This is a genomic window from Ruegeria sp. AB11 (assembly GCF_056536325.1).
Genome location: NZ_JBQFJO010000001.1, coordinates 657,501 through 683,750, shown reverse-complemented (window position 1 = coordinate 683,750; position 26,250 = coordinate 657,501). Strand labels below are relative to the sequence as shown.

Annotated in this window: 20 protein-coding genes; 12 read left to right on the top strand and 8 right to left on the bottom strand. The window is 56.8% G+C overall.

Going from position 1 to position 26,250, the window contains the following annotated elements; translation table 11 throughout:
* The first annotated feature begins 107 nt into the window (after positions 1-107).
* The 7 genes from ACR3EJ_RS03550 (at position 108) to ACR3EJ_RS03520 (ending at position 11,987) form a co-directional block, all read left to right on the top strand.
* On the top strand, positions 108-1,541 hold the full coding sequence (locus ACR3EJ_RS03550; protein WP_170542628.1) for an NAD(P)-dependent oxidoreductase: 1,434 nt from the start codon (positions 108-110) through the stop codon (positions 1,539-1,541).
* Between the two features lie 124 nt (positions 1,542-1,665).
* Positions 1,666-6,198, top strand: a complete 4,533-nt coding sequence (gene gltB, locus ACR3EJ_RS03545; RefSeq protein ID WP_170542630.1) for a glutamate synthase large subunit — start codon at positions 1,666-1,668, stop codon at positions 6,196-6,198.
* Positions 6,199-6,384: 186 nt separating this feature from the next.
* Positions 6,385-7,305 (top strand): Hint domain-containing protein, encoded by a 921-nt coding sequence (locus tag ACR3EJ_RS03540; RefSeq protein ID WP_170542632.1) that lies wholly within the window; start codon positions 6,385-6,387, stop codon positions 7,303-7,305.
* A gap of 38 nt (positions 7,306-7,343) precedes the next feature.
* The gene (gene mtgA, locus ACR3EJ_RS03535) at positions 7,344-8,084 is read left to right on the top strand and encodes a monofunctional biosynthetic peptidoglycan transglycosylase (RefSeq protein WP_170542634.1); all 741 of its coding nucleotides are present in this window, start codon (positions 7,344-7,346) and stop codon (positions 8,082-8,084) included.
* Between the two features lie 58 nt (positions 8,085-8,142).
* Entirely contained in the window at positions 8,143-8,808 is a 666-nt protein-coding gene (gene fzlA / locus ACR3EJ_RS03530; RefSeq protein WP_170470958.1) for an FtsZ-binding protein FzlA, read from the top strand.
* Positions 8,809-8,883: 75 nt separating this feature from the next.
* Positions 8,884-9,921 carry a tRNA epoxyqueuosine(34) reductase QueG gene (queG, locus tag ACR3EJ_RS03525; RefSeq protein ID WP_170542636.1) on the top strand — a complete coding sequence of 346 codons (1,038 nt, stop codon included), beginning with the start codon at positions 8,884-8,886 and terminating at the stop codon, positions 9,919-9,921.
* A 62-nt stretch (positions 9,922-9,983) separates the two neighbouring features.
* Entirely contained in the window at positions 9,984-11,987 is a 2,004-nt protein-coding gene (locus ACR3EJ_RS03520) for a hydantoinase/oxoprolinase family protein (protein WP_170542637.1), read from the top strand.
* A 24-nt stretch (positions 11,988-12,011) separates the two neighbouring features.
* Here ACR3EJ_RS03520 and msrA read toward each other — a convergent pair whose 3' ends face one another.
* The 7 genes from msrA to ACR3EJ_RS03485 form a co-directional block, all read right to left on the bottom strand.
* Entirely contained in the window at positions 12,012-12,524 is a 513-nt protein-coding gene (gene msrA / locus ACR3EJ_RS03515; RefSeq protein WP_170542639.1) for a peptide-methionine (S)-S-oxide reductase MsrA, read from the bottom strand.
* Positions 12,521-12,970 carry a peptide-methionine (R)-S-oxide reductase MsrB gene (gene msrB, locus ACR3EJ_RS03510; RefSeq protein ID WP_170542641.1) on the bottom strand — a complete coding sequence of 150 codons (450 nt, stop codon included), beginning with the start codon at positions 12,968-12,970 and terminating at the stop codon, positions 12,521-12,523. Before msrB ends, msrA begins: the two co-directional genes overlap by 4 nt.
* Before the next feature lie 94 nt (positions 12,971-13,064).
* Positions 13,065-13,943 carry a DMT family transporter gene (locus ACR3EJ_RS03505; protein WP_170542643.1) on the bottom strand — a complete coding sequence of 293 codons (879 nt, stop codon included), beginning with the start codon at positions 13,941-13,943 and terminating at the stop codon, positions 13,065-13,067.
* Positions 13,944-14,054: 111 nt separating this feature from the next.
* Positions 14,055-14,342 carry an HU family DNA-binding protein gene (locus tag ACR3EJ_RS03500; RefSeq protein ID WP_010442901.1) on the bottom strand — a complete coding sequence of 96 codons (288 nt, stop codon included), beginning with the start codon at positions 14,340-14,342 and terminating at the stop codon, positions 14,055-14,057.
* Between the two features lie 130 nt (positions 14,343-14,472).
* A complete protein-coding gene (locus ACR3EJ_RS03495; protein ID WP_170542645.1) occupies positions 14,473-15,936 on the bottom strand; it encodes an AMP nucleosidase in 1,464 nt (487 codons plus the stop codon).
* Positions 15,933-17,735, bottom strand: coding sequence for an adenine deaminase (ade, locus tag ACR3EJ_RS03490; RefSeq protein WP_170542647.1), 1,803 nt, complete (start codon positions 17,733-17,735; stop codon positions 15,933-15,935). Before ade ends, ACR3EJ_RS03495 begins: the two co-directional genes overlap by 4 nt.
* A gap of 156 nt (positions 17,736-17,891) precedes the next feature.
* A complete protein-coding gene (locus ACR3EJ_RS03485) occupies positions 17,892-18,767 on the bottom strand; it encodes a LysR family transcriptional regulator (RefSeq protein WP_170542649.1) in 876 nt (291 codons plus the stop codon).
* Between the two features lie 119 nt (positions 18,768-18,886).
* Between ACR3EJ_RS03485 and ACR3EJ_RS03480 the strand changes: the two genes are divergently transcribed.
* On the top strand, positions 18,887-19,642 hold the full coding sequence (locus ACR3EJ_RS03480) for a class II aldolase and adducin N-terminal domain-containing protein (protein WP_170542651.1): 756 nt from the start codon (positions 18,887-18,889) through the stop codon (positions 19,640-19,642).
* A 25-nt stretch (positions 19,643-19,667) separates the two neighbouring features.
* A complete protein-coding gene (locus tag ACR3EJ_RS03475) occupies positions 19,668-20,654 on the top strand; it encodes a sterol desaturase family protein (RefSeq protein WP_170542653.1) in 987 nt (328 codons plus the stop codon).
* A 56-nt stretch (positions 20,655-20,710) separates the two neighbouring features.
* Here the strand turns inward: ACR3EJ_RS03475 and ACR3EJ_RS03470 are convergent, their stop codons facing one another.
* Entirely contained in the window at positions 20,711-21,343 is a 633-nt protein-coding gene (locus tag ACR3EJ_RS03470; RefSeq protein WP_170542654.1) for a class I SAM-dependent methyltransferase, read from the bottom strand.
* Between the two features lie 88 nt (positions 21,344-21,431).
* Between ACR3EJ_RS03470 and ACR3EJ_RS03465 the strand changes: the two genes are divergently transcribed.
* The 3 genes from ACR3EJ_RS03465 (at position 21,432) to katG (ending at position 25,930) form a co-directional block, all read left to right on the top strand.
* Entirely contained in the window at positions 21,432-22,277 is an 846-nt protein-coding gene (locus tag ACR3EJ_RS03465) for an SDR family oxidoreductase (RefSeq protein ID WP_170542656.1), read from the top strand.
* 46 nt (positions 22,278-22,323) lie between these two features.
* Positions 22,324-23,307 carry a glycosyltransferase gene (locus ACR3EJ_RS03460; protein ID WP_170542657.1) on the top strand — a complete coding sequence of 328 codons (984 nt, stop codon included), beginning with the start codon at positions 22,324-22,326 and terminating at the stop codon, positions 23,305-23,307.
* 421 nt (positions 23,308-23,728) lie between these two features.
* Complete coding sequence (gene katG, locus ACR3EJ_RS03455; protein WP_170542659.1) at positions 23,729-25,930, top strand: catalase/peroxidase HPI; 2,202 nt, start codon at positions 23,729-23,731, stop codon at positions 25,928-25,930.
* The last annotated feature ends 320 nt before the right edge of the window (positions 25,931-26,250 follow it).

The window sequence follows — 26,250 nt, the reverse complement described above, 5'->3', positions numbered from 1 at the left end:
CACCAAATCGCCGAAATTTTCTAATAATAGGTCAGCATGTTTGACTTTTCATCCCCAATGACTTCCCTTAAAGAGACCCAAGCAAGCCAATTCATGGAGTCTGACCCGTGGCCAAGCAACCGATGCTGAAATTTGTGCAGATCGATCGCGTCATGCCTGAAAAGCGTGCCGCTGGTGACCGCAAAGAGGACTTTGATGAAATCTATGCGGAGTTTGCAGCCGAAAAAGCGGCCGAGCAAGCGAGTCGTTGCAGCCAGTGTGGTGTGCCTTATTGCCAATCGCATTGCCCATTACACAATAATATCCCCGACTGGCTGCGCCTGACCGCCACAGGGCGGCTGGAAGAAGCCTATGTTACCAGCCAGGCGACCAACACGTTCCCCGAGATCTGTGGTCGTATTTGCCCGCAGGACCGACTTTGTGAAGGTAACTGCGTAATCGAACAATCGGGTCACGGGACGGTCACCATTGGTACGATTGAGAAATACATAACCGATACAGCCTGGGACAAAGGTTGGGTGAAGCCCGTCGCGCCAGCGGCGGAGCGTGGCGAAAGCGTTGGCATCATTGGTGGCGGCCCCGGCGGACTGGCCGCGGCCGATATGCTGCGGCAGGCGGGCATCCAGGTCACGGTCTATGATCGCTATGACCGCGCAGGGGGTCTGCTGATGTATGGTATTCCGGGCTTCAAACTGGAAAAAGACATTGTCCAGCGTCGCAATGATTTGCTGGCCGAAGGCGGCGTCGAATTTGTTCTGAATTGCAATGTGGATGCTGCCAAGTTCGAAGAAATCCGAGCAAAACATGATGCGGTAATTATTGCGACAGGTGTCTACAAATCCCGGGATCTGTCCATGCCGGGCAGCGGTCTGACCGGGATCGAAAAGGCAATCGATTTCCTGACCGCCTCGAACCGTAAGAGTTTTGGAGATGCCGTTGAAGATTTTGATAGTGGCCGCCTAAACGCTGAAGGTAAGAAAGTTGTCGTCATTGGCGGCGGTGATACCGCGATGGACTGTGTACGGACGTCAATCCGGCAGGGGGCAACTTCGGTCAAATGTCTCTATCGCCGTGACCGGGCGAATATGCCGGGGTCACAGCGTGAAACCCAAAATGCCGAGGAAGAAGGTGTCATCTTTGAATGGCTCAGTGCGCCCAAAGGCTTTACCGGCGACGACAAGGTTTCAGGTGTCATGGTGCAGAAGATGCGCCTGGGTCAGCCCGACGCATCGGGGCGCCAATCGCCAGAAGTGATCGAAGGTGCGGATTATGTCGAAGACGCCGATCTTGTCATCAAGGCGCTGGGTTTTGAACCCGAAGACCTACCCACTCTGTTTGGTCAGCCCGACCTGCCCGTGACTCGGTGGGGCACTATCAAGGCCGCATTCGAGACTGGTGAGACCGAAATTGAAGGCGTTTACGCGATCGGAGACATCGTGCGTGGTGCGTCGCTTGTGGTTTGGGCAATCCGCGATGGGCGCGATTGTGCTGACGCGATTATCGACCGGTTCAACGCCAAAGCTGCCGTCGCGGCCGAATGACACAAACGGCGGCAAATCATCTGCTGCAATCACAATATTAGATACTCGACGGACAGGCGTTGCCAAATGAACGCCCACGAAGGTTCAGAAACCTTGGAGTGCCGACGGAAGAAGGAGACAGCCAATGACCAAGTTTGACGCAGATTGGGTGCAGGCCGAAGAAACCAAACGTCAGTGGATGGCTGAGAATGGTCTTTATTCCGAAGAAGAGGAACATTCATCCTGCGGCGTGGGTCTGGTTGTTTCTGTTGACGGCAAGAAAAGCCGCAAAGTTGTTGACGCCGGGATCGATGCGCTCAAGGCGATCTGGCACCGGGGGGCTGTGGATGCTGACGGCAAAACCGGTGACGGAGCTGGTATCCATGTGCAAATCCCCGTTCCGTTTTTCTATGACCAGATCCGTCGCACCGGGCATGAGCCAAACATGGACGAACTCATCGCGGTTGGTCAGGTGTTCTTGCCCCGGACTGATTTTGGTGCGCAGGAAAGCTGCCGGACCATCGTCGAAACCGAAGTGCTGCGCATGGGGTATTATATCTACGGCTGGCGGCATGTGCCGGTCGATGTGACCTGTCTAGGTGATAAGGCTAACGCAACCCGGCCAGAGATTGAACAAATCCTTATCTCGAACTCCAAAGGCGTGGATGAAGAGACCTTCGAGCGTGAGCTCTACGTAATCCGCCGCCGTATCGAAAAGGCCGCAGCTGCCGCGGGGATCTCAGGGTTGTATCTGGCGTCACTGTCTTGTCGGTCGATCATCTACAAGGGCATGATGCTGGCCGAGCAGGTGGCCGTATTTTATCCCGACCTGATGGACGAACGCTTTGAATCCGCGTTCGCAATCTACCATCAGCGCTATTCAACCAACACATTCCCGCAATGGTGGCTGGCCCAGCCGTTCCGTATGCTGGCCCATAACGGTGAAATCAACACACTCAAGGGCAACGTCAATTGGATGAAAAGCCATGAGATTCGCATGGCCAGCGCGACCTTTGGTGACCACGCCGAGGATATCAAGCCGATCATCGCAGGTGGATCGTCGGATTCGGCCGCATTAGACTCGGTGTTTGAGGTTTTGGTGCGCGCTGGACGTTCAGCTCCGATGGCGAAAACCATGCTGGTGCCGGAAAGCTGGTCAAAGCAGGCAGTCGAACTGCCTCAGGCTTGGCGCGACATGTATTCCTATTGCAACTCAGTCATGGAACCGTGGGACGGACCTGCCGCGTTGGCGATGACCGACGGACGTTGGGTATGTGCCGGACTGGACCGGAATGGCCTGCGCCCAATGCGATATGTCGTGACGGGTGACGGTCTGGTCATAGCGGGTTCCGAGGCCGGGATGGTCCCAATTGACGAGGCGTCCGTGAAGGAAAAAGGCGCGCTTGGACCGGGGCAGTTGCTGGCCGTGGATATGAAAAAAGGCAAGCTGTATCGTGACACCCAGATCAAGGACAAGCTATCGCGCGCCCTGCCGTTTGGCGATTGGGTCAGCAAGATCAACGATCTAGATACAACGCTTGCAGGCGTAACCGAAGCGCCCATGTTCTCGGGCGAAGAACTGCGTAAGCGCCAGATTGCTGCGGGATACTCGGTTGAAGACCTCGAACAGATCCTGGCCCCTATGGCGGAAGATGGCAAAGAAGCGCTTGCTTCGATGGGGGATGACACGCCTTCGGCTGTTCTGTCGAAACAGTATCGCCCGCTCAGCCATTTCTTCCGTCAGAACTTTAGCCAGGTAACAAACCCGCCAATCGACAGTTTGCGCGAGTATCGCGTCATGTCGCTGAAAACTAGATTTGGTAACCTGAAGAACGTTCTGGACGAAGATAGCAGCCAGACTGAGATTGTGGTTCTGGAAAGCCCCTTTGTCGGCAATGCGCAATGGGAGTTGCTGGTCGGGCAGTTCAACTCTCCTTTGGCCGAGATTGATTGCAGTTTTGCCCCGGGTGAGGGTCAGTTGGACTTGGCTCTGGCCCGCATCCGCGCCGAGGCGGAAGAAGCGGTGCGTTCGGGTGCAGGACATCTCGTGCTGACCGATCAGCATTCCGGGCCAGACAAGGTGGCGATGCCGATGATTCTGGCCACCAGCGCCGTACACAGTCATCTGACACGGCAGGGGCTACGGACCTTCTGCTCGCTCAACGTGCGGTCGGCAGAATGCGTCGATCCGCACTATTTCGCGGTGCTGATCGGGTGCGGTGCAACCGTTGTGAACGCATATCTGGCCGAGGATTCTCTGGCAGACCGGATCGAACGGGGCCTGTTGGATGGCACCTTGACCGAGAATGTGGCGCGATATCGCGAAGCCATCGATCAGGGCCTGCTCAAGATCATGGCAAAGATGGGTATTTCTGTCGTGTCTTCTTATCGCGGCGGCCTGAATTTCGAGGCCGTCGGCCTGAGCCGCGCCATGGTGGCCGAGTATTTCCCCGGCATGACGAGCCGGATTTCCGGCATTGGTATCCACGGCATTCGAGTCAAGGTCGAAGAGATTCACGCCAAGGGCTGGGCAAGCGGCCTGGACGTGCTGCCCATCGGTGGTTTCTACAAGGCGCGTAAATCGGGTGAGACCCATGCGTGGGAAGCGACCTCGATGCACATGATGCAAATGGCCTGTAATAGAGCCTCATATGAGCTGTGGAAGCAGTACTCGGCCAAGATGCAGTCGAACCCGCCGATCCATTTGCGCGACCTGATGGACTTCAAACCGCTGGGCAAGCCGGTGCCAATTGAAGAGGTCGAGTCGATCACATCGATCCGCAAGCGTTTTGTCACCCCAGGTATGTCGCTGGGGGCGCTGTCACCAGAGGCGCATAAGACGCTGAATGTGGCGATGAACCGGATCGGTGCGAAATCCGACTCGGGTGAGGGCGGTGAAGACCCTGCACACTTCGTGCCGGAGCCCAATGGCGATAACCCCTCGGCCAAGATCAAACAGGTGGCTTCGGGGCGGTTTGGCGTGACCGCCGAGTATCTGAACCAATGTGAAGAGCTTGAGATCAAGGTCGCTCAGGGTGCGAAGCCGGGTGAGGGTGGTCAGCTTCCGGGTATGAAGGTCACCGACCTGATCGCGCGTCTGCGGCACTCGACTAAGGGTGTGACACTGATCTCACCGCCGCCGCACCACGACATCTACTCGATCGAGGATCTGGCGCAGCTGATCTATGACCTCAAGCAGATCAACCCGCGTTGTAAGGTGACGGTGAAGCTTGTTGCGTCGTCGGGCGTTGGCACAATTGCTGCCGGTGTGGCCAAGGCGAAAGCGGATATAATCCTTATTTCGGGCCACAATGGCGGTACAGGTGCCTCGCCCGCGACATCAATCAAATATGCTGGTCTGCCATGGGAAATGGGCCTGACCGAGGCGCACCAGGTTTTGGCCATGAACAACCTGCGCGACCGCGTGACCCTTCGCACTGACGGGGGCCTGCGCACCGGGCGTGACATCGTCATGGCCGCGATGATGGGGGCCGAGGAATACGGTATCGGCACCGCTGCATTGATCGCGATGGGCTGTATCATGGTACGTCAGTGCCAGTCGAACACATGCCCTGTGGGTGTCTGTACGCAAGACGAATCCCTGCGTGCAAAGTTCACGGGCAACGCGGACAAGGTCGTAAACCTGATCACCTTCTATGCGCAAGAAGTGCGTGAACTTCTGGCCAGCCTAGGGGCGCGTTCGGTTGATGAGATTATAGGTCGCGCAGACCTGCTGGCTCAGGTAAGCCGGGGCTCTGCGCATCTGGACGATCTGGACCTCAATCCGCTGCTGATCACCGTCGATGGAGCACATAACATCGTGTACAACCGCGACAAGGATCGCAATGCGGTGCCTGATACGCTGGATGCTGAGATCGTGCGCGATGCCGCCCGGTTCTTGAAAGACGGTGAAAAGATGCAGCTGTCATACGCCGTCCAGAATACGCACCGGACCGTGGGAACACGTGTCTCCAGCCATATCGTCCAGAACTTTGGGATGCGGAACACGTTCCAGGACGACCACTTGCATGTCAAACTGCAAGGTTCGGCCGGTCAATCGCTTGGGGCCTTTGCTGCTCCGGGATTGAAGCTGGAAGTCTCAGGTGATGCCAATGATTATGTAGGCAAAGGCCTTTCGGGTGGCACAATCGTCGTGCGTCCACCGCAGGTCAGCCCGTTGAAGGCGGATGACAACACCATCGTTGGCAATACCGTCCTGTATGGTGCGACCGACGGACATCTGTTCGCGGCGGGTCGCGCGGGTGAGCGGTTCGCGGTTCGGAACTCGGGCGCAACCGTTGTGGTCGAAGGCTGTGGCTCGAACGGGTGTGAATACATGACCGGCGGTGTTGCGGTAATCCTGGGTGACATTGGAGCGAACTTTGGCGCGGGGATGACAGGCGGCATGGCCTATCTGTACAATCCCGAGGGCAAGGCCGAAGCGCTGTTGAACAACGAGACCCTGGTCACCTGTCCAGTCACGGTAGAGCATTGGTTGGATCAACTGAAAACGCTGATCCAACGCCATGTCGACGAAACCAATAGCCGCAAGGCTGCAGACATTTTGCAGCACTGGGAAGTGGAAAAGACGCATTTCCTGCAGGTCTGCCCCAAGGAGATGCTGAACAAGCTAAGCCATCCCCTGACCACCGAAGTCGCAGCGGTTCCTGCAGAATAGGATCTGCGATATCGAAAACGGTTTACCCGGCGTGTCGAATCCAACACGCCGGGTTCTCTTTTGCATATGCGCAGGGCTTCTAATTCTTGTGCAATTCGGTCCCGAACGCCTAGCTTTGGTCATTGTTTATTCGGGAAATGCGGGCATGATCCTAAATCAATCATGTGAAAGAGGCGGAGTTTTGGTGTGCCGATAACCTATACAGACCAGTTTTATTCCTTCGATCCGGCAAACCCACCCCCCGTCGGATCCGCGATCACGGTCGATACATTTGATCTGGTTGATCAGGACGAAAATGGCGAGATTGAGGACTTTGGTGGTGACACTGTCGCCGGGCAAACGGTGTCAGATTCCTGGCCCGGAGACACCGTGACGATAAATGTTCCCGGTGTCGGAGACGTCACCTATGTGGGTATTACATTCTATCTTTCGGACGGCGTCACGCGGGTTTTCACACCTACAGACGGTCAGGTTCTTCAGGCAGGTACGCTGGTATCGACGACTTTTGTGAATGTTGAAGGCCCCCTGATTGTCCCAGGCGAACTTGGCCCACCTTGTTTCACGCCTGGAACACTGATCGATACGCCAGATGGGCCGCGTCTGGCTGAAGACCTGAAACCCGGAGATCTTGTTACAACAGCAGATAGCGGTGCAGAACCGGTGCTTTGGGTTGGCCGGACGACCGTAGCGGCAAAGGGTAATCTGGCACCGGTTCGGTTTGAGGCCGGGATGTTTGGCCTTGTCGAGCCGCTGGTTGTTTCTCCTCAACACCGAATGCTTATTGACGATTGGCGTGCGCAATACCTGTTTGGACACGATGAAGTTCTGATCGCAGCGCATTGTCTTGTGAACGGTGATACTGTGACACGGGTGGAAGGGGGCGAGGTCGACTATATCCATCTCTTGTTCCGTCGGCATGAGATCGTGTTCGCCAACGGGGCCAAAAGCGAAAGTTACTATCCGGGACATGCGCTGACCCAGGCCGAGCAACGAACACAAGGTGAAGTTCTGGCGCTGTTCCCTGAGCTGAGTGTGCGCGGTGCTGCATCAGTCAATACGGCGCGCCCGGTTGTTCGTCCGCGGGACGGGCAAATGTTGTCGAATTAATCCGTTTCAAATGCGTCCTCTGCGGCGTATAGCAAAGCATGGCAAAGAAAGCAGCGCGCAAGTCACGCGGTAAGAATAAAAAGGCATCAGGCTCAAAGAATTCGCAAGGCCTCATCGCGCGGATGCGGCGGTGGGGGCTGCGAATCGTCTTAGGTATTGCTGTCGCGTTTTTTACGTTGATCCTGGTTTATTCGGTCGTGAACCCTCCGATCACACATACGATCTGGTCGGAATGGCGCCGGTTGGGAAAGGTTGACCGTGATTGGGTCGCCATCGAAGAAATTTCACCCGTCATGTCCCGATCTGCAGTGGCTGCTGAAGATGCGAATTTTTGCCTGCATTGGGGTTTCGATGTTGAGGCCATTCGGGACGCGTTGGAAGATGGGGGCAATCGAGGCGCATCGACCATAACGCAGCAAGTGGTGAAGAATGTCTTCCTTTGGCAAGGGCGCAGTTGGGTGCGCAAGGCCCTTGAGACTTCGATAACCCCGGTTGTCGAAATGGTCTGGAGCAAGCAGCGCATTCTAGAGGTCTATCTGAACGTCGCCGAAACCGGGACCGGTGTGTTTGGTGTCGAAGCGGCGGCACAGAAATACTATGGGGTGAGTGCGGCAAAGATGTCGCCGGTCCAAGCCGCGCGTATTGCAGCAATTCTGCCCTCGCCGCGAAACAGATCAGTTACCGATCCTTCGGTTCGAACCCGCAGGCGTGCAGCATCGATCCTGGATGGAGCGGCCACCATCCGCGCAGATGGACGCGCCAAGTGTTTCGAGGATTGAATCTCAAGCCGGTCAGAGGCTAAAGCTGAGGGGTATTCTCTGGTTCGATTGGAAGCTCATGGCGCGTCTGTTTCACGTTCCCCTCTCTCCCTACTGCCGCAAAGTCCGCTTATCCCTGGCTGAAAAGAAGATCGAGGTTGAGCTGGTCGAAGAACGATATTGGGAACAAGACCCGGACTTTTTGCGCCGCAATCCGGCGGGCAAGGTCCCCGTGTTGCGATTGGATGGTCAGATCATGGCCGAAAGTGCCGCGATCTGTGAATATATCGAAGAGACTCGTCCCGAGCCGCCCCTAATGCCTAAAAAGCCCGAGGCGCGTTATGAAGTCAGGCGTCTTGTTGGCTGGTTCGATGACAAGTTTCATCACGAGGTAACCTCAAAACTGCTTTATGAACGGGTGAACAAGAAGGTCACTGGGCAGGGTTATCCGGACAGCAAGAACGTCAAGGAAGGTGCAAAAGCGATCAAGTATCATTTGGATTACATGGCCTGGCTGCTGGATCACCGTCGCTGGCTGGCCGGAGATCAGATGACATTGGCCGATTTTGCTGCTGCGGCGCATCTGTCGGCGCTGGACTATATCTCGGACGTGGATTGGAACCGGAGCGCTGCGGTGAAGGACTGGTATGCGAAGATCAAGTCTCGCCCAGCATTTCGCTCGATTCTGGCGGATCAGGTGCCTGGATTCCGGCCACCGCCTCATTACGCTGATCTGGATTTCTGATAGGTTGGGGAAGGGGGCTGTCTGCCCCCTCTTGGCCCATTGGGCCAATTCACCCCCGAGGAAAATTAGGGCCAGATGAAGAACGTATCGGAATTGAAGGCACGATTGGTGGAGCAGGCCCTTGCCGAGGGGTTTGTGGCCTGCCGGGTTTGCCGTCCTTGGGACGTGCCGCAGGTGCCAGAGCGGTTGGAGGCATTTCTGCAGGCCGGATATCATGGTCAGATGGGGTGGATGGCGGAGCGAAGCCATTGGCGCGGGGATCCGTCAGCGCTCTGGCCCGAGGCGCGATCTGTGGTCATGCTGGCCGAGAGTTATACGCCTGAGCATGATCCTGCAGAAGTGCTGTCGTATCCCGAATTGGGTGCAATTTCGGTTTATGCACAGAACAAGGATTATCATGATCTGGTCAAGAAACGCCTGAAGCGATTGGCGCGCTGGCTGATTACTGAGGGCGGGGGTGAAGTGAAGGTGTTTGTCGACACGGCGCCAGTGCCTGAGAAATCTTTGGGAGAGGCAGCTGGGTTAGGTTGGCAGGGTAAACACACCAATCTGGTAAGCCAAGATTGGGGCAATTGGGCCTTCTTAGGGTCTGTATTCACGACATTGGACCTGCCTTCGGACGTGGCTGAGGTCGACCATTGCGGGTCGTGCAGGGCTTGTTTGAATGCATGTCCATCAAACGCTTTTCCAGCGCCGTATCAACTGGATGCGCGTCGTTGTATTTCGTATCTAACCATCGAGCATAAGGGGCCGGTGGATGAAGAATTGCGTGGGCTAATGGGGAACCGGATATATGGCTGCGATGATTGTCTTGCAGCCTGCCCCTGGAACAAGTTCGCAGTCGCTGCCAGCGATATCAGATATGCAGCGCGTGAGGAATTGAAGGCGCCGTCCTTGGCAGAGTTGGCGACGTTGGATGACACGGCTTTCAGAGCGATGTTTTCGGGCTCACCGATCAAGCGGATCGGGCGGGACCGGTTTGTGCGGAATGTGCTTTATGCGATTGGGAACTCGGCGGTACCGGCGTTGCTGCGGGTTGCTCAGGCGCTGACCGATGATCCTGATCCGACGGTGGCTGATGCTGCGCGCTGGGCGGCGTCTAGGTTGTCGTAAACAGGCTGGACGCGCCGTAGGAAAACGCTACACCCGATTCTGGCGAACAGATGGAGGACCCGATGGCGCTGGCTTTGGGTGTGGATACGGGCGGAACCTATACAGATGCGGTGCTGGTTCGGGATGAGCGTGAGGTGATTGCCTCGGCTAAGTCTCTGACCACACGCGCAGATTTGGCGATTGGGGTTGGCCGGGCCATCTCGGCGGTGCTTGCAGAAGCTGAGATCGCGCCAGATCAGATCGGATTGGCATCGCTTTCGACGACTCTGGCCACCAATGCGCTGGTCGAAGGCCAGGGTGGGCGTATCGCGCTGATTTATGTCGGGTTTCGGGAAAGTGATCTGGAAAAACATGGGTTGCGGGATGCGCTGAAAGGAGACCCGGCGTTGGTTCTGTCCGGTGGGCACAATCACGCAGGCGGTGAGAAAGAGCCGTTGGATACAGAGGCACTTGAGGCCTTCTTGAAGTCTCATGAAGGCATATCTGGCTACGCGGTTGCGGCACAATTTGCCACCCGAAACCCGGCGCATGAGCTTGAAGTTGCACGGGTGGTTGCGGAAAGAACCGGTATTCCGGTGACCTGCTCGCACCATTTGTCAGCCAAATTGAATGGACCAAAACGGGCTGTGACTGCGGTTCTCAACGCGCGATTGATAGGCATGATTGATCGTTTGATCGGGCGGGCGCAGGACCAACTGAAAGAACAAGGTATTTCAGCGCCTATGATGGTCGTGCGTGGGGACGGGGCTTTAATGAGTGCTGAACAGGCGCGTGAACGCCCGATCGAGACGATCCTCAGCGGCCCGGCGGCATCGATTGTGGGCGCGCGTTGGTTGACGAATGCCGATAACGCGTTGGTTTCCGATATCGGTGGAACTACGACCGACGTCGCGTTGATACGGGATGGAAAGCCCGCGATTGATCCCGCAGGTGCACAAGTTGGCGGTTTCCGTACTATGGTCGAAGCCGTTGCGATGCGTACCCACGGTCTGGGTGGGGACAGCCAAGTACATGTTTTGACCGAAGGATTGCAGGGTGGTGTCTTTCTTGGCCCGCGGCGTGTGCTTCCGGTCTCGTTGATCGCTGCCGAAGCACCAGAGGTTGTTCACGCAGAGTTGGATGAACAATTGCGCGCTACAACGGTGGGTGAACACGATACCCGTTTTGCGCGGCGGGTGGCGGGTATCCCGGCTGAAGGCGTGGGCCCGCGTGAAGCTGTCTTGCTGGACCGGCTGGGCGATGGGGTGCAGGCGCTGAGTAAACTGCTGCAGACACGGATGGAACATGGCGCGCTGACGCGTTTGGTCGATCGTGGGATTGTTCAGGTTTCCGGTGTCACGCCCTCAGACGCGAGCCATGTTCTGGGTCGTCTGGACGACTGGGATGCTAAGGCGGCACACAAGGCACTGGAGCTAATGGCACGCAAGCGGGTTGGATCTGGAGAAAAGCTGGCGAGGTCACCTGAGGTACTGGCGCTGATGATCGTTGATCAATTGACGGAACAAACCTCATTGACTTTGTTAGAGACTGCTTTTGCGGAGGAGATCGACGGTTTTGGTCTTTCACCGCAGGAACTTGCGCGGCACGTACTAACCCATCGTGGTCTTGCCAAACACCGAGGATTGATCGCGCTGGATACCGCACTGAATGTCGATGTGGTGGGCCTAGGGGCTTCGGCACCCAGCTATTACCCTTCCGTAGGTGAGCGGTTGCATTGCAATATGATCCTGCCTGAACACGCTGGTGTTGCGAATGCTATCGGAGCGGTCGTTGGTCGGATGACCCTGCGCCGGTCAGGCACTGTCACGTCTCCCGCTGAAGGCCGCTATCGGGTGCATCTGGAAGAAGGGCCACAAGATTTCTTGGATTCAAGCGCTGCCCTGAAGGTACTTGAAACAGCTTTGCGTGGAGAGGCCGAAGGTGCTGTGCGCGAAGCAGGGGCCGAGGATATTCGAGTGACGGTCGAGTGCGACATCCGCACCGCAAAAATTGAGGCGCAGGAGGTGTTTGTCGAGGCGTTGGTCACGGTCGAGGCCAGCGGACGGCCTCGGGTGGCGGTGGGGTAGCCCCCGCAGGGGCTACCGGTATCCTTATTCTGCTGCGCTGGAGCGTTTTGGCAGCACCCAATCCGGGCGCGGGAAGTGGCAAGTGTAACCGTTCGGGATACGTTCCAGATAATCCTGGTGTTCGGGCTCGGCTTCCCAGAAATCTCCGACAGGCTCGACCTCGGTCACGACTTTGCCGGGCCAGATGCCGCTGGCATTCACATCGGCAATCGTGTCTTCTGCCACCTGTTTTTGGGCATTGTCCACGTAATAGATCGCAGAGCGATAGCTCATGCCGCGATCATTGCCCTGACGGTTCAAGGTGGTGGGGTCGTGAATCTGGAAGAAGAACTCCAACATTTCACGATAGGTGATCTGTGCCGGGTCGAACCAAATCTCGATTCCCTCTGCATGGGTGCCATGGTTTCGATAGGTGGCGTTGGGTATGTCACCGCCGGTGTATCCGACACGGGTGCGGGACACGCCCGGCAATTTGCGGATCAGGTCCTGCATGCCCCAAAAGCAGCCTCCGGCCAGAACGGCGCGTTCATCGGTCATCTGATTTCCTCCACATGGATCAGGAATTCGCCATAGCCCTCGTCCTCCATATCGTCGCGATGGATGAACCGCAGCGAGGCGGAATTGATGCAATAGCGTAGCCCACCATGTTCGCGCGGGCCATCGGGGAAGACATGGCCCAGGTGGCTATCGCCGTGTTTCGAGCGGACCTCGGTCCGGATCATGCCATGGGTGGTGTCGCGAAACTCTTCGACATGCTCATGCACGATGGGTTTGGTAAAGCTGGGCCAGCCGCAGCCGGATTCGTACTTATGTGTCGATGCGAACAATGGTTCGCCCGAGACGATATCAACATAGATGCCGGGCTCCTTGTTGTTCAACAGTTTGCCTGTGCCCGGGCGTTCGGTCCCGCTGCGTTGAGTGACGTGGAACTCCTCCGGCGAAAGGGCGGCGATGGCCTCAGGGTCCTTGGTGAAACGGGACATGGCTCCTCCGATTCTATTGGTTTCGACCAATAAATGGGGTTCTAAGGGGGAAAGCAAAGGCTTGTTACATCGGCTCGCGCAGTCGTGCGCGATCTTAGGCCAGCTTGGCGACGGGTTGGCGTGACAATTGCACGGCCAAAATACCCAATGTGGTGATCAGTACGCCGATCGCATCAAGTGGCCCCAATTTTTCACCCAGCAGGAGGGCCGCTATGGCAACACCGAAGACCGGGTTGAGAAAATGGAAGGTTGCCGCACGGATCGGGCCGATCCGGTCCAGCAGCAGGAACCAGATCAGCGTGGCCAAAAGGCCGGGGAACAGCGTGGTGTAAGTAAAAGCCAGCACAAACGGTACGGTTGGGTGGATGTAGATGGTTTCAAAGATCGGGGCGGCGGCGAACAGTGCCGCTGCACCCACAAGCATTTGCAGCCCCACCACCATCATGAAATTGCCGCCAGAGGTAGCTCCGCGCACCGCCAGCGTAGCAAAAGTGAGTGCAAGTGCCCCGAACCCGCAGAGCATGACCCCAAACAGGTCGATTCCAGCCCCGATCCGGCTGCCCATGATCAAGGCGACACCGGCAAAGCCTGCAAACAAACCGATGACACCCACCGGACGCAGTTTTTCGCCTAGCAGTAGCCATCCAGCCAAAGCGACAAGCAACGGCATGGTTGATGCTATGATCGCGGCCATCGATGCTTCGACGGTCTGCATGGCGAAGAAATTCAGACCCAAATAAAGGGCATTTTGACAGATTCCGAAAAGGATTGTGGCGCGCCATTGGGCAGGCGTCAGATTCCAGCTCTGTCCCATGGCGCGCGCGATCGCCACGCCGAGCATTCCCGAAATGAGAAACCGCAGCGCAAGCGAGAACAGGGGTGAGGCATCGGCAACAATGATCCGCGCCGAGGTAAAGGCCGATGACCAGATCAGGGCAAACACAAGCCCCATAGCGATGGCGCGCAGATCCATTTCGGCCTCCTTGGGAAATTGGGGCGACTGTCACCGGTTTTCGTGACAACCGCAAGGAAAAGGGGCCGCCCGGTGGCGACCCCTTCGATCTTGTGATCTGTCTACGGTGATTTAGCCGTTGACGCTGTCCTTCAGGGCTTTCGCGATGGTCATCTTGACCACTTTGTCGGCCTCTTTCTTGAACTGCTCACCGGTCGCAGGGTTGCGCACCATGCGCTCGGGGCGCTCGCGGCAGTAGATTTTGCCGACGCCGGGCAGGGTGACGGCGCCACCGGCCGAAACTTCGCGGGTGATCAGGCCGGTCATGGCCTCCAGCGCAGCGTTTGCGGATTTCTTGTCAGTTCCCATTTCCTCAGCGAGAGCAGCCACCAGCTGAGTCTTTGTCATAGGCTTTGCCATTTCTTGGTCTCCTTAACGTGCCCGATCTATAGGGCCTCACCGCGTAACTGTAACGGGATATTGTGGCCGAACACAACGAATAGTAGCACCAGAAACCCCAAAAATAGGGGGAATTCGTTGCTTTTTTGCTTCAGAGAAAGGCCGTTTCGTCGAACGAACGCAATTTCCGGCTGTGCAAGCGTTCTAGCGGCATGCCGCGTAAGTGTTCCATCGCCCGGATTCCAATGGCCAGATGGCGGCTGACCTGAGTCGTATAGAATGCCGAAGCCATGCCGGGAAGCTTTAATTCACCGTGCAGAGGTTTGTCCGAGACACAGAGCAATGTGCCGTAAGGCACCCGGAACCGGTAGCCATTTGCAGCAATAGTCGCGCTTTCCATATCTAGCGCAATCGCACGGGACTGGCTGAGCCGTTGCACCGGCCCGGACTGATCGCGAAGCTCCCAGTTGCGGTTATCGACGGAGGCGACGGTGCCTGTCCGCATGATGCGTTTCAGCTCGTAGCCTTCCAACTCAGTTACCTCGGCCACAGCCTGTTCCAGAGCGACCTGGACTTCGGCCAGCGGTGGGATCGGCACCCAGACGGGCAGGTCGTCGTCCAGCACCTTGTCCTCGCGCAGGTAGGCATGTGCCAGTACGAAATCTCCCAGTGCCTGCGTGTTGCGCAGACCGGCGCAGTGACCAACCATCAACCAGGCGTGCGGGCGCAGAACCGCTATGTGGTCGGTGGCCGTTTTGGCATTCGATGGTCCGACGCCGATATTGACCAGCGTGATCCCAGACCCATCCGCGCGTTTCAGGTGGTAGGTTGGCATTTGCGGCAGTTTCAACGGCTGTTCGATTGCCGCTTCTGGATCAGCGATCTCGGCATTTCCAGTCGAGACAAAGCTGGTATAGCCGCTGTCGGGATCGGACAATTGCGCGCGCGCATAGTTTTCGAATTCAGAGACGTAGAACTGATAGTTTGTGAACAGAACGTGGTTCTGGAAATGGCTCGGGTCCGTTGCGGTGTAATGCGACAGCCGCGCAAGAGAGTAATCTACGCGCTGGGCGGTGAATAGCGCCAGAGGCTCGGCATCGTTCTCAGGCTCGTTGATACCATTTACGATGTCGTCATTGGTTGTGTTCAGATCGGGCACATCAAACGCATCACGCAACGTGAAACCGGCTGCACCTTGGTGCGGAACCACCAGATCCGGGTTGTTGGCCACGGCGAAATGCACCGGGATCGGGGTCTCAGAGGCTCCAATTGTTACCGGCTGATCGTGATTCTTGATCAATAGTGCGATTTGCTGGGCCAGATATGACCGGAACAGATCGGGCCGGGTGACCGTTGTCGCATGCGTGCCCGGTTCGGATACATGACCGAAGCTTAGTCGGCTGTCGACCTGTGCGTAGGAAGAGGTCCTGATCCGGATTTCAGGGTAGAACGCCCGGAATCTTTCGGTAGGAGCGCCATTTTTGAGCGCGTCAGCAAACTTGTCGCACAGGAACTTTGTCGCTTGTTCATAAAGCTCTTCCAAGCGCGCGACAGCGGCCAGCGGGTCTGTAAATTTCTCGGGGTTGGGAACGTCAGGGGTTTGGATAGTTGTCATGCAAGGGGTTCCAGAAGGTCGATCTTTTCAAATGTGCGTACGTCTACCAGCCCAAGGTCTGAGATCCGCAGTTCAGGGATCACGACTAGGGCTAACAAAGAATGCTGCATATATGCGTTGTTGAGTTCACAGCCACAGGCTTTCATCGCCTCGACCATCTTTTCGGCTTTGGCTGCAACTTCTGCGGCTGGGTTGTCGGACATCAGGCCCGCTATGGGCAATTCAACCAGCGCCAGTTCTTCACCGTCCCGAAAGATTGTGATGCCGCCGCCCACTTCCACCAGTCGGTTTGCAGCCAGAGCCATCTGCTCGCGGTCAGTGCCGACAACGATCATATGGTGGCTGTCATGCGCCACGGTCGAGGCCATGGCCATTTTGCCCTGATACCCAAAACCTGACACAAAGGCGTTGGTCACCCCGCCCGTGGCGCGGTGGCGTTCAACCAACGCGATCTGGCAAACCTCACCTTCGCCCTCAACAAGCCCTTCGATAATGGGCAATTCTGACTTCAACGCCTGGGTCGGGGCTTGATTCTCGACGACGCCGATCACATTGGCCATAATGCGGTTGGCACCAGCGGGGGCTGTGATCTCAAAATCGGTAGAAGACAGCTCATGTCCCAGATGGACAGTGTTCCGTGCCTTGGCAGGCCAATCCAGATGCGGACAGTCGACTGTCACCGTTCCGTTTTCAGCCACGACCTGGCCCCGCGCAATAACCGTTTCGATTGGGAGACTGGTCAGGTCAGAACTCAGAATAATGTCGGCTCGCCGACCCGGTGTGATCGAGCCGATCTCACGTTCCAACCCAAAATGAGACGCTGTGTTAACGGTAGCCATTTGAAGCGCGACCAGAGGATCACATCCGCACGAGATTGCATGGCGCACCACACGGTTCATATGACCATCATTGACCAGAGTACCCGAATGGCAGTCGTCGGTACACAGAATGAAGTTGCGCGGATCCAGCCCCTTTTCGGTCACCGCAGTGATCTGGCTTTCCACATCATACCAGGCAGACCCCAGCCGCATCATCGACCGCATCCCCTGACGGACCCGAGCAATGGCATCGTCCTCGCAGGTGCCTTCATGGTCATCAGCGGGGCCACCAGCGACGTATGCTGCAAAATCAGACCCTAAATCAGGCGATGCATAGTGCCCGCCCACTGTTTTTCCCGCTCGCTGCGTGGCAGCAATCTCCGCAAGCATCTTCGGGTCGCCATGTATGACCCCGGGAAAGTTCATCATCTCTCCCAACCCAATAATGCCGGGCCACGACATCGCTTCAGCCACATCCTCGGCTGTAATCTCATATCCTGTGGTCTCCAGGCCCGGTGCCGAAGGTGCGCAGGACGGCATCTGGGTAAAGATATTCACGGGCTGCATAAGCGCTTCGTCATGCATCAGGCGCACGCCTTCAAGGCCAAGCACATTGGCGATCTCATGCGGGTCGGTGAACATCGAGGTGGTGCCATGTGGAATGACTGCGCGGGCAAACTCTGCAGGCGTCAGCATGCCCGATTCGATATGCATATGCGCGTCGCAAAGTCCGGGAATCATATACCGGCCGTCTGCCTCGATGACCTGAGTTTCAGGACCGATGCAATAGGAGGCATCCGGACCCACAAAGGCCACGCGTCCCGCAGCGATGGCGACATCATGATCTGGCAGGGCTTCTCGGCTGTGTACATTCACCCAGATACCGCCGCGGATCACCATATCGGCAGCTTCGCGGCCTGCAGCAACGGCGATAAGACGAGGGGTGGTATCGGGCCAACTTGGGAAGGGAGTGTATTCCATGGCCCAACTTTCACGAATGAAGCAAAAGGTGCAACCCCCACCGGTAAGGTATCATCCAATCATCACAATTCATGCCAACCGCAGCGCGCCAGCGCTGCTGCGCCCAACCAATGGAGATGCCCAATGGGCATTGAGGATGGGCGGGAGCGCCCCGGTCTAGTTTTGAGTGTCGGCTGCGATTTCGGAGCGCAGCCAGTCAACAAAAACCAATGCGCCCGGCGTTTCCTCAGCTTGAGGTGACAGCAGCAAATAATATGCCTCGGGCATGGCGGCACGGTGAGAGAACGGCGCAATTAGGCGACCTTCGTCAAGTAGGCGTTTGGCGATCATGTCATGGGCTAGGCACAATCCGCCTCCAGCCATCGCGACTGACAGGCTGACCAGATAGGTCGTCGAGTAGGTAACCTGCGGTTTCTCCCAAATTAGACCCTGATCTGTGATCCAGCTCTCCCAATTCGACAGCAAGTTCGAACAATCAAAAAGAGGCTGTTCTTGCAAGGTCTCAAGCGTTACCCGGAAGCCCGGAGCACAGACGGGATAATAGTGATCGGTCTGCAATAGTTCTGTGCGCACCGTGTCGGCAGGACGCAGCGAATATCGAATTTCGACCGCCGCACCCTCAGCCATTTCGCGTGGCTCCCACAGCTCGGTGAAGATGTTCAAATGCACATCCGGGTGCAGTTTCCGAAACCGGGGAAGACGCGGCGCCAGCCAGTTGACGGCAAATGTTATGTTGCTCTGCACCTGAACCGCGTTTTGTTGCGCCCCCGTGACGGCCTGGGTGCCCCTTACAAGCGTCCGAAACGCCTCGCGCACAACCGGCAAATAGGTGATGCCTGCTTCGGTCAGTTCCAATGCGCGCGGGCGACGCAGGAACAACGGCTGGCCCAGATACCCCTCCAGCGATTTGACCTGCTGACTAACCGCACTTTGCGTCATATTCAGATCCCGTGCCGCACCTGTAAACGACAGGTGACGGGCCGCTGCTTCAAATGTGCGCAGCCAACCCAGAGGAGGAAGTGGTTTCCGCATATGCATAACTCCGCCAGTAGTTTTACTTATGAATTAGGTGTGTTTTTTTCGTTGGTCAAACTTTTGCAGTGCAGGCACGATTTACCCAATGCCCCAATCGCCCCACGAAGGAGTCCGGTATGAGCGTCACCAACCTGCGCCCCAACATTGATCATTGGTCCGAACGTGTTGATATGGCCGCAGCCTTCCGCTGGACCGAGCGTCTCAACATGCATGAAGGGGTGGCGAACCATTTTAGCCTGGCGGTCAAAGCAGACGGCACGCAGTTTCTGATGAATGCCAACCAGATGCATTTCTCGCGGATCAAAGCGTCAAATCTGCTGCTACTGGATGCCAACGACAATAATGTCATGGATCAGCCCGGAGCGCCGGACCCGACGGCATGGGGGTTGCACGGATCAATCCACCGCCATTGCCCCCATGCGCGTTGTGTGATGCACGTGCATTCGATTTTTGCGACGGTTCTGGCCTCACTGGCGGACAGCACCCTGCCGCCGATTGATCAAAACACCGCAACCTTCTTCAATCGCTATGTGATCGATGAGGAATTCGGTGGTCTGGCGTTCGAAAGCGAGGGCGAACGATGCGCTTCGATGCTGTCAGACCCGAAGAAAAAGGTCATGGTCATGGGCAATCATGGGGTTCTGGTGATCGGTGACAGCCCTGCAGATGCCTTTAATAGACTCTACTACTTTGAACGCGCCGCTGAAACTTACATCCGTGCGCTTCAAACTGAGCAGCCCTTGCGCGTTCTGTCCGACGAAATTGCGGAAAAGACCGCACAGGAATTGGATGACTATCCCGGTCAGGCCGCGGCGCATCTGCGCGAAATTAAAGCAGTCTTGGATGCCGAAGACTCGGACTACGCAACCTAAATACCCCCTCTAAGGAGTTTCAGCCATGACTGACGTTCATGATGCAGAAGCCGCCCGCTGGAATTACCGCCCCGATGGTCCGGTCGGTCTGAATCCTTTGTTCAACTGGCCGCCGCGTCCCGCTGCGATCCTGCGTTGGTACAGAGGGGCTTGGCTGCCGCTTACGTCGCTGACTCTGTGCATGGCCTTGGCAGTGGTTGCATATTTCGGGTTTTTGCCTGCATTAGAGACTATGCAATCCTTCGCGCCTGGTTGGATGTTCCGCGTTTGGCTATTGAACATGCTCCCTCAGATCCTTGTTGCTGGGGGCCTGCATTGGTGGCTTTACATGCGCAAAGCGCAGGGCATGTATAAAAAGTTTGACCGTCGGGACCTGACTCGGAACAACGGTTCATTCACTTTTCGAAACCAGGTATTGGATAATATCTGGTGGACCTTGGGCAGCGCGATGACTGTGGCCACGGTCTATCAATGGATAATCTATTGGGCGATGGCGAACGGCTACGTGCCAGTCATAACTTGGGCCGCAGCGCCGGTCTGGTTCGTGATCTGGATGCTGCTGATTCCGATGTGGTCCGGGCTGCATTTCTACTGGGTCCATCGGTTGGAGCATCACCCGAAACTCTATAAACACGTCCATGCCGTGCATCACCGCAACGTCAATATCGGGCCGTGGTCAGGGATATCGAACCACTGGTATGAAAACCTGCTTTATTTTTCGACCTACTTCATCCATCTGATCGTGCCCTCGCACCCGCTGCATCTGTTGTTTCATGTTTACTTTCAGCAGATCAGCCCGGTTCTGTCCCATTCGGGCTTTGAAAAGCTAAGGGCGGGCAAGACGGACGCCGCGCGGGCAGGAGATTTCTTCCATCAGCTTCATCACCGGTATTTCGAGTGCAACTATGGCACTTCTGAGATTCCGTTCGACAAGTGGTTCGGGACCTATCACGACGGCTCAGCTGAGGCGACAACACGGACTCGGGCGTATAAGAAGCAGATGTATACCTAGATGACTAATGCCGCGAAGGTCCGGACATAGTCAGATTCGCCCTGATTAGTGTCTGATCAGCCCTTTTCGAACAGTGCGATTAAAGCAATGTCATCCTTGTTGGGGCCAGCGGCTAGCTCACCATATATACGCACTTCGGTAAATGACAGATTGCTGATTTGTTCAGCCTCGAGAGCGCCGAATGCATCGGAAAACCCCAGCGCCTCAAAGTGCTTTGCGTTGATTGACAGGGCGAATTGTGCGCCGGGGCGCGCGACCCGGAAGAGCGCGGGCAAGGCCTCGGGCCCCAAGTGGCCATGAGTAAACGTTCCGGAGGAGACCACGCCTGCATAGCTGTCACGCGGGACGGGTAGGCCCTGATTCAGATCGGCCTCGATCGCGTCTCGATAGATATCCTTGCGCATCGCCTGATCCAGCATTTCAGCACTGATATCAGTGGCGTCAATCGGGCCAACGCCCAGCCCCGCCAAAACCGCACCACATAATCCCGTTCCCGCTCCAACATCCAATACCGGACCCTGACCACCGGCAGCAACGAAAGCGCGCGCTGTGCGGATGTGGAGTTGATAGTCTTCCAGTGCGGCAAAATTGTCGTCGTAGTCTCCGGCCCATTCAGCGTAGAGACGCTTGTTCTCTTCAGGCGACTTCAAGGAATAGGCGGCGCGTAGATCGGGTGTTTTGTTGCTCATACATCAATGAAGGCGCATCAGAGGATTCGAATCAAGTGCGTCCATCCGGCGCTTGCATCCCCGGGCCGGGCGGATCATCAAAGGAGCTATGACTCAGACACTTTTTTCATTCGGCCACGGCTATTCTGCCCGAGCGACATCGAAGCGACTTGATCCAGCATCCTGGCGGATCATCGGAACCTCGCGCGATCCAAAGCAAATTGAGACCATTCGCGCGTCGGGAGCCGAGCCGATTGTCTGGCCGGGGGAACGGCCTGACCTGGAAGGTGTCACACATGTATTGATCTCAACCGCGCCTACAGCAGATGGTGACCCTGTTTTGGCAGAGTTGCGCGATGAGATTGCCGCCCGCGCCGGGCAATTCAAATGGGTCGGGTATCTGTCGACTACTGCGGTTTATGGTGATCACGATGGGGGTTGGGTGGATGAGACCACCGCGCCCGAACCTACCGCCGAACGAGGTCGGTGGCGCGTGCGTGCCGAAACGCAGTGGGCAGATATCCCGGACCTCCCGTTACATACATTCCGATTGGCGGGGATTTATGGGCCGGGGCGTGGACCGTTTTCCAAGCTCAAGAGAGGTGGCCTGAGACGGATCATTAAGCCGGGACAGGTATTCTCGCGTATTCACGTTGATGATATCGCGCAGGTGTTGATCGCATCGATGGCCAAACCCAATCCGGGCGCGATTTACAATGTCTGCGATGATGAACCGGTGCCACCGCAGGATGTGATCGGCTATGCGGCCGAGCTGCAGGGACTGCCGTTACCGCCTGCTGTGCCGTTTGATGAGGCTGATCTGACTCCGATGGCCCGTAGTTTTTACGATGAAAACAAACGCGTTCGGAATGATCGGATTAAAGAAGAGTTGGGTATCTCACTGCTCTACCCAAATTACCGGGTTGGGTTAGAAGCGTTGATGGAACCCTCGTGATCACTGCGCCTTGTCAAGAAACAGATGCAGGTAGTATGGGGATGCGATGAAGGATCGCTCAGCCACCCTAAAGATTACGGTTTCTACTCTCACCCGGCAGCGCCCCGAAATGCTGGCTGCATTGATCGAGAGCTGGGGCGAGATGAAGCTGCCGCCTGATTGCTCAGTGCGATGCCTTGTGGTCGAAAACGACAGTTCACCGCTTAGCAAGGATAGCGTGCGGGCAGCGGGGGCTGTTCTGCCCAACGGGGCGGGTCTGGATTATGTCCTTGAGACCGAGCCTGGCATTCCTTTCGGGCGCAACCGTGCAGCGCGCGAGGCGCTTGAACAGGGTTCGGATCTGCTCTGTTTTGTTGATGATGACGAGGTAGTGGCATCCGATTGGCTTGAGAATTTGGTTGCCGGGTATCGCAAGAGTTCCTCTGTGTTGTTGGGTGCGCCACTCCGCGCTGCGGGGCCGACTGGGCAGGAAACCGCGATGCAGCGGCTGATGCTGCGCAACATCAGCAATCGATATCTCGACAAGGAAAACGCCGCCGCCAGGAAAGCCACGCTGAACGATACCGGCGGTGTCACCATCGTGACCAACAACTGGCTGGGCGAGACGAGGTTGTTCAGCGAAACCGGGCTTTGGTTCGATGAAACCATGCGGATGACGGGCGGAACGGACGCAAAGTTCTACGCCGAGACCGTTGCCGCCGGATTACCTGTGGGCTGGGTGCATGATGCGTTCGTGTATGAAACGATTCCACCCGAGCGTCTCTCGTTCTGGTATCAGGCAGCTCGGGGGCGGGACCAGTCCAACACGCATATGCGGCGCAAGCTTGATCAGAAGCCGACAAAGGCAATCTTGGGTTTCCTGAGCGCCCCCTTGCGGCTGGTGGCACTGCTGGTGGCAATCCTGTTGTTTCCGTTCCAACCGGATCGACGGTTGATCCAGATCGCCCGCACGGCTGGGTGGCTGGTCGGCGTATTGGGAATTCCCTTTGGCTACAAATCAGCCCTTTATAAGAAAGTCAGTGGCCACTGAACCTGTGTCGACAGACAGCTTGACGCTGGCGTCAGTCAGGCAATTCACAGCGGTCAGCATCGTAGATCCATTTGCGTCGCCACCCCCACGTGCTCAAATTGCGAGTCAAGCTGAAGCCCAACGGTGAAAATGCAATCGCGTGCTTTAGCGTCCGGCTGCGCGAAGACGTTCAAGTGATAGTTTTGAGTTATCGATATCATCGAAAAACAAAACTTATGTGAATGACTTGGATTTGCTAAATCTACATCCAAACAGAAAGAACGAGTCGTTAATGCTATTTCCTACAATGAAGGCAGGGCTGATCCGCGCGATCCCGCGTAATGCCCATGCCAAGGACGAGCGCAAAAACACTCAAGACCCCTGTTTCTCGTTTCAAAGTTAACCGCGCGACGCACACATCTAGCCAGTACTGGAGATCGATATGGACGGAAGTGATACCCCCAACATGGGCAAATGCCCGGTAATGCATGGCGCCGAGGCCCGGTCCAACCGGGATTGGTGGCCGAACCAACTTAACCTGTCGATTCTGCATCAGCATAGCCCTGCATCGAACCCGATGGGCGAGACATTTGACTATGCCGAAGAATTCAAAAAGCTCGACCTGAAGGCGCTGAAGGAAGACCTTTACGCGCTGATGACAGATTCGCAGGACTGGTGGCCAGCGGACTATGGTCACTACGGCGGCTTGTTCATCCGTATGGCCTGGCACGCTGCAGGTACCTATCGGACGGCGGATGGCCGTGGCGGTGCCTCGACCGGCAATCAGCGGTTCGCGCCTCTGAACAGCTGGCCGGACAATGGCAACCTGGACAAGGCGCGCCGTTTGCTGTGGTCGATCAAGCAGAAATACGGCAACCAGATTTCCTGGGCTGACCTTTATATTCTGGCGGGCAACTGCGCGATCGAATCCATGGGTGGCACGACCTTTGGCTTTTCCGGTGGCCGCGAAGACATCTGGGCACCCGAAGAAGACATCTATTGGGGTGCCGAGACCGAATGGCTGGCCCCAACCGAGAACCCGCACAGCCGCTATTCGGGCGAGCGTGATCTGGAAAACCCGTTGGCCGCCGTTCAGATGGGTCTGATTTATGTGAACCCCGAAGGTCCCGATGGTGAGCCGAACGTTCTGGCCTCGGGCCGCGACATCCGTGACACCTTTGGTCGGATGGCAATGAACGACGAGGAAACCGTCGCTCTGGTCGCGGGTGGCCACACTTTTGGCAAGGCGCATGGTGCGGGCGACCCCAACCTGGTCGGCCCCGAACCCGAAGCCGCCCCGATCGAGGACATGGGCTTTGGCTGGATCAACGACTTCGGAACCGGCAAGGGTGACGACACGACCACCTCGGGCATTGAAGGCGCGTGGACCGCGAACCCGATCAAGTGGGACAATGGCTATTTCGATCTGTTGTTCGGCTATGATTGGAACCTGACCAAAAGTCCCTCGGGCGCTTGGATCTGGGAACCGGTCGGCGTGAAAGACAAAGACATGGCGCCGGCGGCGCATGATCCGTCCAAGAAGGTCAAGACCATGATGACCACCGCCGACATGGCGATGCGCATGGACCCGATCTATGGTCCGATCTCGAAACGCTTCCATGAAAACCCAGAAGAGTTCGCCGACGCCTTCGCTCGCGCCTGGTTCAAACTGACCCACCGCGACATGGGTCCACGTGCCCGTTATCTGGGAGCAGAGGCTCCGAGCGAAGAGCTCATATGGCAAGACAATGTCCCTGCCGTCGATCATGCGCTTATTGACGACGCCGATGTGGCCGATCTCAAAGCAAAGATACTCGCAACCGGGTTGTCGGTTTCGGATCTGGTGTCGACCGCATGGGCTTCGGCTTCAACCTTCCGCGGATCGGACATGCGTGGCGGTGCCAACGGTGCGCGTATTCGCCTGGCCCCGCAGAAAGATTGGGAGGTCAACGAGCCGCTGAAACTGTCCAAGGCGCTGGATGCGCTGGAAGGCGTTCAGAAAGCGTTCAATGACGCGCAGTCTGGCGGCAAGAAGGTTTCATTGGCTGATGTCATTGTTCTGGGTGGCGCTGCCGCCATCGAACAAGCCGCCAAGGCAGCCGGTCAGGATGTCGACGTGCCCTTTACCCCGGGCCGCACCGATGCCGCGCAAGAGCAGACGGATGTGGACAGCTTTGCAGTGATGGAACCCATTGCCGACGGTTTCCGCAACTACCTGCACAAGGAGTACTCGGTTCCGGCCGAGGCTCTGCTGGTGGACAAGGCGCAATTGCTGACACTGTCTGCGCCTGAGATGACGGCGCTTGTCGGTGGGATGCGGGTGCTGGGTGCAAACTTCGGTGGCACCTCTCATGGAGTGCTCACCGACCGAGTTGGTACGCTCAGCACTGACTTCTTTGTGAATCTTTTGGATATGGGAACCGAGTGGAAGCCGTCAGGTGATGGCGTCTACGAGGGTCGTGATCGGGCGAGCGGCGAAGTGAAGTGGACAGGTACCCGCGCGGATCTGGTCTTTGGTTCGAACTCGCAATTGCGGGCGCTGGCCGAGGTCTATGGTCAGGACGATGCGGGCGGTAAATTTGTCTGCGACTTCGTTTCGGCCTGGAACAAGGTGATGAACGCGGATCGATATGATTTGAACTAACCCTGTGACAACCGCAGTGAATTGAGCCGCCCGAGGAGACTCGGGCGGCGTTTTCGTTCGCCCGAGTTTAGGTTGCCTACCGATCATTGGGTATGATTCCGCTGAAAGGTCGTCCACCTCGTTGCTGTGAGTTTCTTTTTAGCAGGTTTGTGGGGTAAATTATGAAGCTAACATATTGTTTTCATTAAGATGGAGAAGAAACCGAGCGGAAATGTGAAGTTTTTTCAAAATGGGGGTTGCAGGTCTCAGGCCTAATCCGTAAATACCCCTTCACCGGCGCTGCTGAGGCGGTTGCTGGGACGCTGGGAACGGCGGAGACG